Consider the following 15947-nt stretch of genomic DNA (forward strand, 5'->3'; position numbering starts at 1 on the left):
ATGCGATGGTGAGGGACGGGACTTACTGGGGAGGGCGCGATGTCAAACAGGCTGCTTGACATCACAGTCGCTTGTTAAGTGGCCTTAGCCAGATTGATAGGATACTCAACTTGTTCTCCTACGAATGTGCTGAAAACCGCCTGATTTAGATGATCGTATGCCTCACGCGCCACACAAAATTCAGAAAGCAAACAGCTAAGATCATCTGACCAGTCTATTTGAGCCTCTGCATTCGGACATTTGCGAGCCTCTGCCCAAAATTTCTGCACACCTTTATCGGACTCTACCTGAATTTCAAAGGAAGCAAGGACGGCACCCTCTTCGCTTTTCAATACCGGCAGTATATTTCGGATTCTCAACATGAGGCTGCCACTTAACAGTTTATTCAAAGGACGCGTCTTTTTATCTAACTGTCGCCTATCTACAGTGCTGACGGCCTCTGAAATCAAAATTTTCTTTTATTTCAGTAAGTTGGCGCTACTTTTAGGGAAGAGCGCCCGCAAAAATGCGACGCGTCGCATTTTTCTACCAGTATTCCTGTCACTTGATCTTAAGGCCCAGCCCTTGTAAGTCAATCACTTAGCTAATTTTTGCCGAAGATAGGCGACGCATCGCGTGATCCAGGCGTTTGACAGTGGTAACCAGTCGCAAATACTGTATAAAAAAACAGTTCAGTGGAGGTTGTTATGGATGATATCCGCCATCGGATCCCGAAAAGCAAGGCAGGGAGGTTTATACAGCGTCTGAGGCTGCACATGCGCGAAGCTGGACTATCGTACCGTACGGAACAGACTTATATTCACTGGATCAAACGCTACATTCACTTTCATAAGCTGCGCCACCCTACTGAAATGGGCCCAGGGGAGATTGAGAGGTTCCTGTCAGAGCTGAGCGTAGAGAGAAATTGCTCGGTAAACACCCAGAGAATCGCATTGAACTCACTCGTGTACCTGTACAAGCGCTTCCTCGGCAGGGACACCGATGCCCTCAACTTCAGTCCGGCACAACAGCCGCGTCGCTTACCGGTTGTGTACAGCCCAGCGGAGATCGGAGCGATTCTCGACCAGCTACAAGGCATTTACCGCCTACAGGTAGAACTGATGTACGGCACTGGCCTGAGGAGTGCCGAGTTGCTTTCATTACGCGTGAAGGATATTGATTTTGGCAGCAACAATATTTATGTACGCGCCGGGAAAGGCAACAGGGATCGAACTACCATGTTGCCCCAGGGCTTGCAGACGGAGCTGCGACGGCAGATTCGGCGGGTGGAACTTCTTCACACCCAGGATCTGGTTAACGGCCTGGGCGAGGTTTTTCTCCCGGATGCATTGGCCCGCAAGTATCCGAACGCCGCACGGGAACTTGGCTGGCAGTACCTGTTCCCCTCAACAATTACCTCTATCGACCCTCGTTCGGGCACCGAGCGCCGCCACCATATGCATGCCTCCACACTGAACAAGCACGTGCGCAAGGCAGTTCGCAGCGCAGGTATCCATAAACCGGCCCGCACTCACGCCTTCCGGCACAGCTTTGCCACCCACCTGCTGGAATCCGGCTATGACCTGCGGACAATCCAGGAGCTCCTGGGCCATTCCGATATTGGCACCACGGAGATCTATACCCATGTAGTGAACCGGGGCGGCCTGGGTGTATTGAGCCCGGCGGATCGTCTCAGGACTGCGCTGCCGTCCGGCTAACTTCCCTGGCGACACCGGCAGGCCATCACGGATCACACTGGCAACCCCACGGCGGCTGAGTGGCCGTCCTGGCACGACTGGCCGGCGGCATACCAACCTTCCCCTGTCAACGAGACCGTTCTCCACGCTAGAATGGGCGCTGAATCCACCAGCAAGACGTCCCGGATGCCCGTCGAGTTCACCAGCCTGCAGCAACTGCTTGAGCATATCGCCATTACCGCACGAAACCAGGAGCGAGTATCGCTGGACCTGGTGTTGCGCGCGGTCGGTCGGCGCTCCTTTGCCCCGGTGCTGCTGCTGGTGGGCATTATCCTGTTTTCGCCTCTCTCCGGTATTCCCGGGCTCCCCACTACCATGGCGATCCTGGTGCTGCTGGTGACGATTCAGCTCCTGCTGGGCCGCCACCACTTCTGGCTGCCCCAGTGGATGCTGCAACGCTCCATCTCCAAGCAGAAGCTGCTGACAGCGCTGCACTGGCTGGAAAAGCCGGCAGCCTTTATCGATAACTGGCTGAAGCCGCGGCTACGGTTCCTGGTGCGGCGTACCGGCACTTTTGTTATTGCCCTGATCTGCACCCTGATTGCGCTGGCACTGCCGGTCATGGAGGTGGTTCCCTTCTCCGCCACTATCGCCGGCATTGCCCTCGCCGCTTTCGGTCTGGCGCTGGTGGCCCATGACGGCGTCCTGGCACTGGCGGCTTTCTGCCTGACTGCCACCACGCTGGTCACCATTGGGTTCGGTTTACTCTCCGCGGCATAAGCCAGCCCCCACGGTTTTCCCCTTTTGGAAGAATGGCGCACCGATCTACCCTAACTTCTTCGCTTTGCGTCAGCCGGGCGCGTCCCGGGCTTGCTTACTCTCGCGGCCTCTCTTACCTTTCTATCTACCTGCCCAGCCGCCATTCCGGCGCAACTCGCATTTCCGGGCTTATTAAAAGAAAAACAGCAGTACGGTTCGTTGATCCCAGTACTCGATGTCCGCTGCCCGCCGGCATTCTGTACGGCCGTGCAGGCTAGTCGGGGCAGGAGCTACAAGGGCTTTTCCGTTTGGTAACCACACCAACCCGCACAACCTTATGAAGGGAGCTGCACCATGAAGTCCGTCAATGAAATGATCGAGGATATCCTTCGCCGCGAGGGTGGCTTTGTCGACCACCCGGCCGATCGCGGCGGCCCCACCCGCTACGGTATTACCCAGAACACCCTGTCCAGTTACCTGGGGCGTGCGGCACAGTACGAGGAGGTACGAAACCTCGATCGGGAGGTGGCCCGGCAGATCTACGCCCGCGATTACTATTACCAGCCGCAGATCGACCAGCTGCCGGAGGAAATACAGCCATTCGTGTTTGATTGCGCGGTCAATCACGGCCCGGGGCGGGCCATCAAGTTTGTCCAGGCGGCCTGCAACCGGACCGGCTATACACCGCTGCTGGTGGTGGATGGCGCAATGGGGCCGAATACCCGGGCGGGTGCAGAGTGGGCCCAGGCGCAGCTGGGGGCGGCCTTTATGCGGGCTTTGCTGGAAGAGCGCCGCGACTTCTACCGCCAGATCGTGGACCGGGATCCGTCACAGGATGTTTTCCTGGCCGGCTGGATGAACCGTGTGAGGGAGTTTGAAGAAGAGATTGCCTGACGGACGTGGCCAAAAGGGGGCGCCGCCCCCTTTCCCGCGCACGCTTCTTACGGCGCAGACGCCTCGCGCTGCGGCAGGCCCAGCCATTCGGGCTTGCGGGTGATCACCGCAATGGCAACCAGGTCGTAAACCCCATGCCAGCTTGCCACCAGGAGGACACTACCCGTCAGCCAGTAGGCCAGCCCCAGTACCAGCCCGAAAGCCAGGGTGATAAAGAAGTACAGCGGGGTCATGGCGTGCAGCAGGGCAAACAGGAGCGAGGCAATCACTATGCCCAGCGCCGGGGAGAACGCCCCGGCCAGCCACTCCTGCAGTAATACCCGAAAGAGCAGTTCTTCCCCCAGCCCCGCCAGCAGCGACACCACCACCATTTGCGGCCAGGTAATCCCGGCCAGGAGGGGTCGTAGCATAGAGACAATCCGCCGCAGGCTGCGGCCGATGGGCAGTGACAGGCGTGTCAGCCACATGGCCAGCGCATAGCTCACAACGCCCCCAAGTGCACCCCAGAACAGCGCTCCATAGCCGGTGTTCCCCGACCAGGAAAACGGCATTCCGGACCAGGCAGTGACCCCGCCGGCGAGCAACAGCAGCGCCACCTGCATGCGAATCAGCAGGCCGATTCTGGCTGCGCCGGGTGACTCCAGGTACTGCATTGCCCCTCCTTTCGGATATTTCGCAAACACCGGCCTGCACGGCTTTCCCACTATCCTCGCACGAACTGGGTCAGCGTGGGGCCGGTGCCTCAACCGCCACCAGCCGTGCGTGGCCGTTGTCGGTAATTTTCAGGCGCGCGTGGGCGGCCTTGCGCAGGACCTTCTCCAGCCGCAACGCCTCTTCCTTTGGTGCGAAGAACGCCTCGATACCGTAGCGCACACGATAGGCCTCGCCACTGTCCCGGAACCAGCTGCCGCTGACACGGCCACGCAGGAACAGGCCTTCTTCCGGCGGCTCCAGGCCCGCGCCGGCCAGCCGGTACACACCGGATTTGGTCTCCTCGAGAGCGATATACACCACCTCGCCCTGGCGCAGCTCATGCTCGCCAAACAGGGAGGCATCCAGCTCGGAAAAAGGATATTGCAGTCGCGCGTAATTCCCGCGGAACATCGAGCGTGGGTCCACCGGGATGGTTTTCACCAGGATTTCCTCGCCCGTCCACAGCGGCACCTGTGCTTTCAGGTACATGCCCACCAGCACCAGGAACTGGAACAGGATCGCCAGTGCCAGCCCCTTCTTGGCTCTCCGCGTCATGGGCGCTTCTCCCGGTCGGTTTCATCCAGTGCCGCCTGGTAGTGCTTCCAGTAGCGGGCCGCCCCCAGCAACAGCAGTGCGAACAGGGCAAACATTACCGCACCACCAATGTAATCACCGATCAGGTCGATATAGCGCAGGAAGGCAGTCACCAGGATGGCGGCCACGCCGAGGAAGAAGTAGTGGGAAATACCACTGTGAATCCCCCGCACCACCAGCCAGATACCGAAACCGATCATCAGGAAGTTGGCAGCCACCTGGAAGTAAACGGCATAGTCCTCGTTACGCACTGTCGAGACCGCCAGCACTACCAGCCACAGGGCCGCCAGCAGCACTGCCGGGAACACCCTGCGCCCAGCCCTGCGACCCAGCCACACGGTAGCCACGGCGAACAGGAGCAATACCAGCCACATGCCCAGCCGGTGCTGCCAGCCGGCATCCAGCAGTTCCTCCCAGGGCCCGGCAAACCCCAGCACCAGCAGGGAAAGCACCGCGAAACGCAGGCACCACACCGAAATCACCGCGGCGTAATCGCGGGCCACATTGCTTTCCCGTCCGGACAGCCACTGACTGAAAACCGACAGCAGCAGGAACATGGCCGCGGCCACCGCCAGGTTTTCCGCATGCAGGTCAAACAGGTAGAAACCGCTCTCGTCACGCCACAGCGCCGCCAGCGAATACTCGATCCAGAAACCGGCACTGGCAATCACCAGCAACAACAACAGCACGCTCTGCGGGCCGCGCAACAGCACATACAGCATGGCGATGATAAACAGGGGGAACAGGGCGGGATAAAAGCCGAAACTCACATCCATAAAGAACCACAACAGGCCCAACAGGCCCGCCTGCATGGCCAGCCACGGATTGCGGGTGAGCAACGCGAACGGCAAACACCCCAGTGCCCACCAGAAAATGCCGTCGGGCATATACTCGCCCAGGTGATAGATCTGGGCGATAAGGATGATCGAGGCCCCGAAGAACAGGTTGCCCAGCAGGAACAGCCCGATCCCGCCGCCGGAGTCACCGGAGAGGTAGCGCTTCAGCCCCATCCCCTGGGTGCCCACGGTCAGGCCGATCAGGCCCCACATGCGCACCGCCCGCGGGATATTGTCCCAGTTGGCCCCCAGTAATGTGATCAGCGCGAGGCCAATAAACAGGAAGCCCAGCCCCACCAGCACGTTGTAGCCAAAGCTGCGGTGCCGGGCCTGTTCATAGTCCACGCCATAGCGGCCACAGATTGCCTCCGCCTGGTCCCGGCTGATCAGCCCGTCGTCCACCCATTCGGCGGACTCCCGGGCCAGGTCGTTTTTCAGTAAGCGGATCAGTCGCATGGGCCCTGGGCGGCTCCTGTTGGGTAATTTCTGGGAACACTTCACCCGGACCGAACAAAACGGACGGGATGGTCACGCGCCAGTATCCCACAGGGCCGGCCGGCCACACCACACCGTTAACCTGCCGCAACTGACCAACTATTAACCAGCCGACATTGATTAGACCAGCCTATCAGAGCCATTTAAATAGATTATTTTTATTGATGAGCCGCAACCCATAGTATTTGCCTCGTTCCAGACAAACAGACCGCAACATTCACTTGCAACGAGGAGACGACAATATGTCCCGTTACATCGAATCCGAACTGAAACCCTTCCAGGCCAAGGCTTACCAGGCTGGTGACTTCTTCGACATCAGCGACGCCGACGTTAAAGGCAAGTGGGCTGTGTTCTTCTTCTACCCGGCCGACTTCACCTTCGTCTGTCCCACCGAGCTGGGCGACCTGGCTGACAACTACGACGAGTTCAAGAAGCTGGGCGTGGAGATCTACTCCGTATCCACCGACACCCACTTCACCCACAAGGCATGGCACGACACTTCCGAAACCATCGGCAAGATCCAGTTCCCGATGATCGGTGACCCCACCGGCACCATCACCCGCAACTTCGGTGTGATGATCGAGGAGGAAGGCATCGCCGACCGCGGTACCTTCGTGATCGACCCGGAAGGCAAGATCCAGCTGGTGGAAATCACTGCCGGCGGTATCGGCCGCGACGCCAGCGAGCTGCTGCGCAAGATCAAGGCCGCCCAGTACATCGCCGCGCACCCGGGTGAAGTCTGCCCGGCCAAGTGGAAGGAAGGCGAGGAAACCCTGGCCCCGTCCCTGGACCTGGTTGGCAAGATCTAAGCAACTTCCCAATTGATTCCGGCCCCGGCCGGGATCAAGCGGGGCAAGCATGCGGGAGCCCGCCTGCCGGCGAGGCCCACAGAGCCTCCGGGACTGCGACGGCGGGCTGGCTCCCGCACCTCCCCTCTCCCCGAGGGACCAACCCCAAACTTGGCCCGCCCCCCGCGGGCCCTTTTTGAACGAATACACACAGGACACACCGATGTTGGATGCAAACCTGAAAAAACAGCTGGACACCTACCTGCAGAATATCGTCAATCCGATCGAGGTGCGTGTGTCCGGTGACGACTCCCCCAAGTCCGCCGAGCTGGAACAGCTGGCGAACGAAATTGCCGGCCTCTCGCAGAAGATCGAGGCCAGCGCGGGCAATGGCAAACGCACGCCCAGCATGGCCGTGGGCCCGGCGGGCGAAGAGCCCCGGGTAAGCTTTGCCGGCATTCCCCTGGGCCACGAATTCACCTCGCTGGTGCTCGCCCTGCTGCAGGCCGGCGGCCACCCTTCCAAGGCCGACCCGCAGGTGCTGGAGCAGATTCGCCAGCTGCAAGGCGAGTTCCACTTTGAAACCTATATTTCGCTGTCGTGCCAGAACTGCCCGGATGTGGTGCAGGCCCTGAACCTGATGGCGACCCTGAACCCGAACATCACCCACGAGATGATCGACGGCGCACTGTTCCAGGATGAAGTGGAGCAGCGCAATGTCATGGCGGTGCCTTCGGTTTACCTGAACGGAGAGCACTTTGCCCAGGGCCGCATGACCCTGCAGGAAATCGTCGACAAGATCGACACCGGCGCCGCCGAGCGCAAGGCCGCCGAACTGAACCAGCGCGAGCCTTACGATGTGCTGGTCGTGGGCGGCGGCCCGGCCGGTGCCGCGGCAGCCATTTACGCTGCCCGCAAGGGCATCCGCACCGGCCTGGTGGCCGAGCGCTTTGGCGGCCAGGTCATGGATACCGTGGGTATCGAGAACTTTATCTCCGTGCCCTACACCGAGGGCCCGAAACTGTCTGCGGGCCTCGAGCAGCATGTGAAGGAATACGGAGTGGACATCATTACCGAGCAGCGCGCCGCCGCCATCCAGCGCAATAAGATGCTGGAGCTGGAACTGCAGAGCGGTGCCACCCTGGCGAGCCGCTCGGTGATACTGGCCACCGGTGCCCGCTGGCGCGAGCTGGGTGTGCCCGGCGAGGCCGAGTACCGCACCAAAGGCGTGGCCTACTGCCCGCACTGTGACGGCCCCTTCTTCAAGGGCAGGCATGTGGCGGTGATCGGTGGCGGTAACTCCGGTATCGAGGCGGCCATCGACCTGGCGGGTATCGTCAAGCATGTCACCGTGCTGGAATTCGCCGATACCCTGCGCGCCGACGACGTGCTGGTACGCAAGGCGCGCTCGATGGGCAACGTGGATATCATCATGAACGCCCAGACCACCGAGATCCTCGGTGATGGCAACAAGGTCAATGGCCTGCGCTACACCGACCGCGTGAGCGGAGACAGCGTGGACCTGGAGCTGGCGGGTGTATTCGTGCAGATCGGCCTGGTGCCCAATACCGAGTTCCTGCGCGGCAGTGACGTCGCCATGAACCGCGTGGGTGAAATCGAGGTCGACGATCGCGGCACCACCTCGATGCCCGGGGTATTCGCCGCCGGCGACGCCACCACCGTGCCCTACAAGCAGATTGTGATCTCCATGGGCCAGGGCGCCACCGCGGCACTGGGTGCCTTTGACTACCTGATTCGCCATTCCGAAGAAGAGGACGGGTCGGAGGCCGCTGAGAGCGCCGAACCGGAGCAGCTGGCGCAAAGCGCATAACCCGCAGCCATCAATAGGGCAGCCGCGTCCAGCGCGGCTGCCCTTACTTTTTGCCTAAAATTCCCCACCCGGTACGCCCACGGGTCACCATTTCCCCGAAGGCCATTCGCCCTGTTCCTCGCCTCGCCCCCGCGAAGCGACATGTCATGTGGAAAAATCTCACCCGGAATCCATCCTTAGGGACACGGCACCTGAAAACCGGAACGAGATGACTATCTTCTCCAAAAACAACGCCGGCCTGCTGCAGCTCGCGCTGAAGGCCATGGACCTCTATGAGGGCAAAATTGACGGCATTGTGGGCCCCCTGACCCTGACCGCCATCCAGAAAGTCGAGGCACTGGCATTCGACCGCCCAGCGGTAGAGAAGCCCGAACCAGAGGAGCCCGCGGAAAAGACCGACGAGGTCGAGGACATCATCGAGGACCAGGGCGCAAGTATTGAGCATGCGCTGGTCTTCACCCTGAAGAACGAGGGCGGCTATGTCGACCACCCTGCGGACCGCGGCGGCGCCACCAACAAGGGCATCACCATTGGCACCCTGTCCGCCTACCTGGGCAGGGACGTAAGCAAGGCCGAGGTCAAAAACCTGAGTTATGAGACCATCAGGGATATTTACAAGCGCAACTACTGGGATGTGCTGAACCTCGACCATGTCGTCGACCAGAGCATCGCCACCGCCCTGTTCGACATGGGCGTGCTCTGCGGGACGGGCACGGCCGCCAGGCTGTGCCAGGACGTGCTGGATATTCCAGAGTCAAAGAAAATGGATGCCGGCACCCTGGAGGCAATCAACAGGGTCGCCGATGACGAATTTATCCCCGCCTTCATCGACCGGAATATCAGGCGGTTTGAAGCCATTGTAAAAAAGCGGCCCTCACAGCGAGTTTTCCTGCGGGGCTGGAAGAACCGCGCCAACCGGCTGCGCACACTGATCGAGACCGATTCCGTGGACGAAAGATCGCCGGAGTCCGTGCCGGACGAACCCATTGGTGACGGTCTCTACACCCTGGCCGACCAGGTCGGTGTGCCACGGGACGATATCAGCAAGATGATCAACTGGCAGAGCAAGCACCATCCCACCTCCAACCCCCGCTACTGGGCGATTTTCAAGATCCGCGAACACTCCCGTAACAAACGCCTGTATGTCTTTGATCGGGTCGCCAGGAAGGTCGAGCGCTTCCATGTCACCCACGGCAAGGGCAGCGACCCCAATCATGATGGAATCGCCACGGAATTTTCCAACCGGCCCGATTCCCATATGAGTTCACTGGGGCTCTGCCGGACCCTGAATGAATACCGCGGGCGTTACGGTAAATCCCTGCGGCTGGAGGGACTGGAGCCGAGCAACAACAATGTATTCAAGCGCGCCATCGTTTTCCACGGTACTCACTACGCAGGTGACGACTGGGTCCGGCGCCACGGCCGCTGTGGACGCTCCTGGGGCTGCCCCGCTGTGGAGCACGCAGTGGCTCCCGGGCTGGTGGACAAGCTCAAGAATGGGTCGCTGCTCCTGGTTTGTTGACCGTCACCCGCAGCCAGGCGGCCGCTTCCCCGGATAATACCCGCGTGGCCGGGCCGCTTTCCGGCTAAACCGCATGCGTGTATTTTTCCCTGCTGCCCGGGGGCATTTGCCCCGGTAACCAATAAAAATCCGCACTTGCCCACCGGGACAGGGTAGGTGCCGCAAATTCCGCAACCTTTCACACCACTTTTCATTTACTGCCGACCGGGACGTTGACAAGCGTTGCGCGGGACCGGAAGATCAGCCCGGTTACAAACACTGTTTTGCCTTGCCGGAGCGGTTTGGATATTGTCTTCAGCCAGCCCGGAACCGTTTAAATAACAGGCGATCAAATCCGGAACTTTCCGCCATTCATAACCGCAGGAGCTTTCATGCAAATCAAGCAACTTATTGCCGTACTTGCTGCTTCACTCGGGGGCCTGTCGCAGGCTGCCTTTGCCGACTGGAATGTTGTTACCGACCAATCAGAAATCAGCTTTATGTCGGTCAAGAAAACCACGTTTGCAGAAACGCACAAGCTCAGCAACATCACCGGTGGTATCGAGGATTCCGGCCAGGCAAACATCAGTATCGGGCTCGCCAGCGTTGAAACCGGGGTGCCGATTCGCAACCAGCGGATGCAGTCCATGCTGTTCAATACAGAACGCTTTCCGACTGCCACCGTATCGGCGCAGATCGACAGCGACAAACTCGCCAGGCTCCAGGCAGGGCAAACCTATGCTGCCGAGCTGGAGATGGAACTGTCACTCGCCGGCAGCAAGCAGACTGAGCCTGCCATGGTGCAGGTGACAGGCCTGGAGAATGGCCGCGTCATGGTATCTACGTCGGAGCCCATCATTGTCAACGCCGGCAACTACGAGCTGGTGCAGGGAATTGAAAAGCTGCGCGAGGTCGCTGGCCTTGACGCCATCAGCACGGTAGTACCCGTCACCTTCCAGCTGGTGCTGGACAGGGAGTAAACGGGTGGCGGGGCCCCGCCCCGCCCGTCTCTTTACTGGTACAGCCTGCCCCCAATACCGTACAGTTCCGCGACCACCGCCGTTAACCCGGGATTGTCCAGCTGCCACCTGTTGCACGGCGCCCCTTTCTTCTGCCCTCCCTTCCCTGGTGGCCCTGAAAAAGAGTTGTTGACTTACTGGGCAGCACCTATACACTGGGGGCAGCTAGAAAATCAGCTCCTGTTGACTCCCTCCGGTTTCGAAGCATTAGTCATAATACTCGTTCTGTAGTACCGCAATATCAGCCAATTTTCCGGCGCTCCCGATCCTTACGGGTCGTAATTTTCATGTTTTCTATAGGACTTATATTATGTCTAACGCAGTAAAAGGCACCGTGAAGTGGTTTGACGAATCCAAGGGCTTCGGTTTCATCCAGCAGGAGTCCGGTCCCGACGTATTCGCCCACTACAGCGCCATTTCCGACTCTGGTTTCAAGACCCTGGCCGACGGCCAGCAGGTAGAGTTCAACGTCACCAAGGGCCCGAAAGGCCTGCAGGCTGAGAACATCGTGGTTATCTAAACCCGATCTCCGGCGCGCGGGCCCGGCCTGCGCGGCGGTACCTGAAGGCGCAATATGCGCCGTTAAAAGCAAAGCATTCGCTTTGCTTTTTTTATGCCCTGCTCGCGGCCCACTACCCCCTTGTGCCACCGGCACCAGTGCGGGGCTGCGAGGCGCGGGCATCTTACTGGCGCTCTCCCCCTGCTCGCCACTAACGACCCCTCTCCCGAGTCAACTCAACCGAATTCCTCCCCATAACTGCCCGGATGCGCAAGATGGATCAGGCTCCACTACCGGGTCGCGAGTTATGATGTGCCCATTCAATCCGGGGGAACGGGGAGGCATTGCTTGAATACCAGGAACAGGATCGAAAAGTTAAGGGCATATATTGATGCCAACCTGGACGGCGACCTGGGCCTGGTCCAGCTGAGCCGTGTGGCCCACTTCTCGAAGTACCACCTGCACCGCTGCTTCTCTGCCAGCCAGGGCATTACCCTGGCCCGCTACATCAGCCGCCTGCGCCTGCGCCGGGCCGCCTGGCAGCTGGCGTACCGCCCTGCCCTGTCAGTCACCGACATTGCCCTTGCCGCGGGCTACGGCAGCACTGAGGCATTCTCCCGAGCATTCCAGCGACTTTCCGGCAGCGGCCCCACCAAATTCAGGACACAGCCGGACTGGGCATGGCTGGAAGGGCAGGATCAGCAGACCACAAGCCGCGAGGTTCCTATCGTGAATAACATTAACCAATCGCCGACAGTTGAGTTGGTGCAGTTTGCGCAGGTACTGGTAGCACGACTCGACCACGTCGGCCCGCCACAGTTGCTGGGCGATACCATCCGCAAGTTTATCGCCTGGCGACGGCTGCACGGGCTGTCGCCGGCGAAGAGCCGCACTTTCAACCTGGTCTTTGACGACCCCTCCGCCACCCCGGCAGCGGAGTATCGTTTCAGTCTCTGCGCGGAGACCCGTGGCCCGGTGGATGGCGACGATACCGCCATCTACGCCGATATGATTCCCGGCGGACGCTGTGCGCGGGTACGCCACTGCGGGCCGGACTCCGGTCTGGAGGGGGTGGTGCGGGCACTGTACAGCGACTGGCTGCCCGGCTCGGGCGAAGAATTACGGGATTTCCCGCTGTTTTTCGAGCGGGTCAGCTTCTTCCCGGACGTGCCGGAGGCTGAAATGGTGACCGATATTTACCTGCCGCTGGCATAGCCAGCACGGGCCGGCCACTGCACCGCCCCGGCCAGCAACCTGCCCGCAGCGTTAGCCGGTGGATTTTCCGGCGAAGAAGCGCTGGTACATCACCGGCACCACTACCATATTCAACGCCGTGGAACTGATCAGGCCGCAGAGGATGACAATGGCCATGGGCGCCTGGATTTCACTGCCGGGCTGGCCCGCGGCCAGTGCCAGGGGCACCAGCGCAAACGCCGTGGCCAGGGCGGTCATCAGGATGGGAACCAGTCGCTCCTCGGCGCCCTGCCGGATGGCGTCCGCCAGCGCCATCCCCCCGTCCCGCTGCAGCCGCCCGATATGGTCCACCAGGATCACACCGTTGCGCGTGGCAATACCAAACAGGGTGATAAAGCCGATCACTGCCGCAATTGTGACGATGCCGTCGGTGAGCCAGACACCCAGTACTCCGCCAATCAGGGCCAGTGGCAGGTTCAGCATCACCAGCCAGGCTTCACGGGTATTGCCGAAGGCAGCGACCAGCAGCAGGAAGATGCCCACAATCACCAGTGCCCCCAGCAACATCAGCCGGGTACCGGCGGCTTCCGCACTCTCGAACTGGCCACCGTATTCGATGTGGTAACCGGTGGGCAGGGAAATGCTGTCCCCCAGGGCCACGCGGATATCCTCCACCACACTGATCAGGTCGCGACCGGCGACATTGGCCATCACCACCAGCTTGCGCTGTACATTTTCGCGGCTGATGGTGTTGGCCCCGCGTTCACGACGGATATCCGCAATTGCCGCGAATGGCACTCGCGCACCGTTGTCGAGGGTCAACATGGTCTCGCGCAGGGTGTCGATATTGTCCCGGGCGGACTCGGGGAAACGCACCACCAGGTCGAAACTTGCCTGCCCTTCCAGGATCCGGCCCACTTCGGTGCCGGTAAAGGCGGTCTCCAGTGATTCGGCCGCTTCAGCGACTGTCATGCCGTAATTGGCCAGTGCCGGGCGATTGAAATTCACCGCGACAAATGGAATCTCACTCTGCTGCTCCATCGCCACGTCCACGGCACCGGGGATCTCCGCTACCCGCGACTCCACCTGCTTGCCCAGGCGACGCAGCTCAAACAGGTCCTCGCCGAAAATCTTGATTGCGATATTCGCCCGCGTGCCGGACAGCATATGGTCGATCCGGTGTGAGATCGGCTGGCCGATCACCACGTTGGTTCCGGGAATGCCGGCAAAGCGTTGCCGCAGGCTCGCCAGCAACTCGTCTTTCTCCCGCTCCTGCATCACCAAAGTGACATCGATTTCGGAGGCGAAAACCTGCTGCGCATGGGGATCCAGCTCGGCGCGGCCGGTGCGGCGCGCGGTGGCCACCACCTCCGGCTGCTCCAGCAGGATCTTCTCCACCCGCTGGCCGATTTCATCCGACGTCTCCAGCGATGTCCCCGGCAGGGTGACCACACTGATGGTGAGGCTGCCCTCATTGAATTCCGGCAGGAATCCCCGGCCCGCCAACACCAGGCCGGCGATGGCTACCAGCAGCAATGCGGTGGAACCTGCCAGGACACTGCGCCAGTAGCGCATGGCACCGGCCAGGACCGGTCGGTAGCGGGCCTTTAGCCAGCTGATAAAGCGGGTATCGTGATCCTTGTGCACCGGGTCGCTGTTTGGCAACAACAGCAGGGACAACACCGGCGTAACGGTAACAGCGACCAGCAGCGACGCCGCCAGGGCGACCACATAGGCCAGGCCCAGGGGCTCGAGCAGGCGGCCCTCCACACCACTGAGGAAAAACAGCGGCAGGAATACCAGGATGATGATCAGTGTCGCGAAGACAATCGACCCCTCGATTTCGCGGGTCGCCTCGAACACCACGGCGACATTGCTGCGCCGCCCGGCCTCCGGCAGGGCATGGTTTTCCCGCAGGCGCCGCACAATGTTTTCCACCACGATAATGGCATCGTCCACCAGCGCGCCCAGCGCAATGGCCATCCCGCCCAGGGTCATGGTGTTGATACTGCCCCCCAGGTAACGGATTACCAGCACTGCCACCAGCAGTGACAACGGGATTGCCAGCAGCGCGATACCGGTTGCCCGCGCACTGAACAGGAAGGCGAACATGATGGCAACAACCAGGATGGCCCCGTCCCGCAGGGCGGCGGCGAGGTTATCGACGGCGACGTTGATGAAATCAGCCTGGCGGAATGCATCTGTCTCAATACGCATGCCCTCGGGCAACGACGCCTGGATATCATCAATCACGGTATCCAGGCGTTTTGTCAGTGCCAGCGTGTTGACGTCGGGCTGTTTCTGGATACCCAGCACCACCGCCGCCTCGCCGCGGTAGGAGCCGGTACCACGGCGCGGCGCCGGGCCGGTCTCGACACTGGCCAGGTCGCGTACCTGCACGGGCACGCCATCGCGGGTGGTCACCACGGCCTGGCGGATATCTTCCAGGCCGCGGGCGCGACCCACACCCTGGATCAAAAACTCCTGGTCGTTCTCGGTGACAAACCCGGCGGATGCATTCTGGCTGGCGGCGGCCACCGCCTCACGCAGCTGGCCCAGGGTAACGCCATAGGCCGCCAGGCGTTCCGGTGTGGCGATCACCTGGAACTGGCGCGTCTGGCCGCCGGTGGGAATCACCTGGGCGACACCCGGCACTGCCAGCAGGCGGCGGCGCACGACCCAGTCAGCCGTGGTCTTCAGGGTCATCTCGTCATGTACATCCGAGGTCAGGGCAATAAACAGGATCTCGCCCATGATCGAGGTAACCGGTGCCAGCACCGGCGACGGCAGGTCCGGAGGCAGCGACGCGCGCACGGTCTGCAGCTTTTCGCTGACAATCTGCCGGGCACGGTAGATATCCATACCCCACTCGAACTCCACCGTAACCACACTGATACCAATGCCGCTGTTGGAGCGCACACGTCGCACGCCGCTGGCACCGTTCATGGCCGTTTCCAGCGGAAAGGTAATCAGCCTCTCGACATCTTCCGGCGGCATTCCGTGCGCCTCCGCCACCACCGTCACCGATGGCGCGGTCAGGTCGGGGAACACATCCACCGGAGCCTTCAGCGTCGTCCAGGTGCCCCAGACGAACAGCAGGGCTGCGCCGGCCAGGATCAGCAGGCGATTCCCCAGGGACCACTGGATTATTCGATCAATCATTCGCTA

14 protein-coding genes are annotated in these 15947 nt (G+C 60.8%); 9 read left to right on the forward strand and 5 right to left on the reverse strand.

Annotation, left to right across the window (positions count from 1 at the left end; all coding sequences use genetic code 11):
• Nucleotides 1–74: 74 nt before the first annotated feature.
• A complete protein-coding gene (locus LVD10_RS10845; RefSeq protein ID WP_237063611.1) occupies nucleotides 75–389 on the reverse strand; it encodes a hypothetical protein in 315 nt (104 codons plus the stop codon).
• Nucleotides 390–686: 297 nt separating this feature from the next.
• Here LVD10_RS10845 and LVD10_RS10850 point away from each other — a divergent pair, with 297 nt between their 5' ends.
• The 3 genes from LVD10_RS10850 (at nucleotide 687) to LVD10_RS10860 (ending at nucleotide 3329) form a co-directional block, all read left to right on the forward strand.
• Nucleotides 687–1697, forward strand: coding sequence for an integron integrase (locus LVD10_RS10850; protein ID WP_237063612.1), 1011 nt, complete (start codon nucleotides 687–689; stop codon nucleotides 1695–1697).
• A gap of 165 nt (nucleotides 1698–1862) precedes the next feature.
• The gene (locus LVD10_RS10855) at nucleotides 1863–2456 is read left to right on the forward strand and encodes an exopolysaccharide biosynthesis protein (RefSeq protein ID WP_237063613.1); all 594 of its coding nucleotides are present in this window, start codon (nucleotides 1863–1865) and stop codon (nucleotides 2454–2456) included.
• A gap of 333 nt (nucleotides 2457–2789) precedes the next feature.
• Nucleotides 2790–3329 (forward strand): glycoside hydrolase family 108 protein, encoded by a 540-nt coding sequence (locus LVD10_RS10860; protein ID WP_232941974.1) that lies wholly within the window; start codon nucleotides 2790–2792, stop codon nucleotides 3327–3329.
• 47 nt (nucleotides 3330–3376) lie between these two features.
• On the opposite strand, the gene LVD10_RS10865 is transcribed toward LVD10_RS10860, so the two are convergent.
• The 3 genes from LVD10_RS10865 to LVD10_RS10875 form a co-directional block, all read right to left on the reverse strand.
• Nucleotides 3377–3982 (reverse strand): CPBP family intramembrane glutamic endopeptidase, encoded by a 606-nt coding sequence (locus tag LVD10_RS10865; protein WP_237063614.1) that lies wholly within the window; start codon nucleotides 3980–3982, stop codon nucleotides 3377–3379.
• 70 nt (nucleotides 3983–4052) lie between these two features.
• Nucleotides 4053–4577 (reverse strand): GDYXXLXY domain-containing protein, encoded by a 525-nt coding sequence (locus tag LVD10_RS10870; RefSeq protein WP_232941970.1) that lies wholly within the window; start codon nucleotides 4575–4577, stop codon nucleotides 4053–4055.
• Nucleotides 4574–5908 carry a DUF2157 domain-containing protein gene (locus LVD10_RS10875; RefSeq protein ID WP_237063615.1) on the reverse strand — a complete coding sequence of 445 codons (1335 nt, stop codon included), beginning with the start codon at nucleotides 5906–5908 and terminating at the stop codon, nucleotides 4574–4576. The genes LVD10_RS10870 and LVD10_RS10875 overlap by 4 nt, the downstream gene beginning before the upstream one ends.
• A 281-nt stretch (nucleotides 5909–6189) precedes the next feature.
• Here LVD10_RS10875 and ahpC point away from each other — a divergent pair, with 281 nt between their 5' ends.
• From ahpC to LVD10_RS10905, 6 genes are all read left to right on the forward strand, one after another.
• Nucleotides 6190–6756: an alkyl hydroperoxide reductase subunit C gene (gene ahpC, locus LVD10_RS10880; RefSeq protein ID WP_232941966.1), complete on the forward strand. Its 567-nt coding sequence runs from the start codon at nucleotides 6190–6192 to the stop codon at nucleotides 6754–6756.
• Nucleotides 6757–6958: 202 nt separating this feature from the next.
• Entirely contained in the window at nucleotides 6959–8566 is a 1608-nt protein-coding gene (ahpF, locus tag LVD10_RS10885; protein ID WP_232941964.1) for an alkyl hydroperoxide reductase subunit F, read from the forward strand.
• A gap of 208 nt (nucleotides 8567–8774) precedes the next feature.
• Nucleotides 8775–10088, forward strand: coding sequence for a murein L,D-transpeptidase catalytic domain-containing protein (locus tag LVD10_RS10890; protein WP_237063617.1), 1314 nt, complete (start codon nucleotides 8775–8777; stop codon nucleotides 10086–10088).
• Nucleotides 10089–10459: 371 nt separating this feature from the next.
• Nucleotides 10460–11047, forward strand: a complete 588-nt coding sequence (locus LVD10_RS10895; RefSeq protein WP_232941960.1) for a YceI family protein — start codon at nucleotides 10460–10462, stop codon at nucleotides 11045–11047.
• Between the two features lie 349 nt (nucleotides 11048–11396).
• A complete protein-coding gene (locus tag LVD10_RS10900; RefSeq protein WP_232941958.1) occupies nucleotides 11397–11606 on the forward strand; it encodes a cold-shock protein in 210 nt (69 codons plus the stop codon).
• A 327-nt stretch (nucleotides 11607–11933) separates the two neighbouring features.
• Entirely contained in the window at nucleotides 11934–12800 is an 867-nt protein-coding gene (locus LVD10_RS10905) for an AraC family transcriptional regulator (RefSeq protein WP_237063619.1), read from the forward strand.
• Between the two features lie 51 nt (nucleotides 12801–12851).
• Here LVD10_RS10905 and LVD10_RS10910 read toward each other — a convergent pair whose 3' ends face one another.
• Nucleotides 12852–15941, reverse strand: coding sequence for an efflux RND transporter permease subunit (locus LVD10_RS10910; protein WP_232941955.1), 3090 nt, complete (start codon nucleotides 15939–15941; stop codon nucleotides 12852–12854).
• Between the last annotated feature and the right edge of the window lie 6 nt (nucleotides 15942–15947).

This window comes from Microbulbifer zhoushanensis, assembly GCF_021729055.1.
Classification (GTDB): domain Bacteria; phylum Pseudomonadota; class Gammaproteobacteria; order Pseudomonadales; family Cellvibrionaceae; genus Microbulbifer; species Microbulbifer zhoushanensis.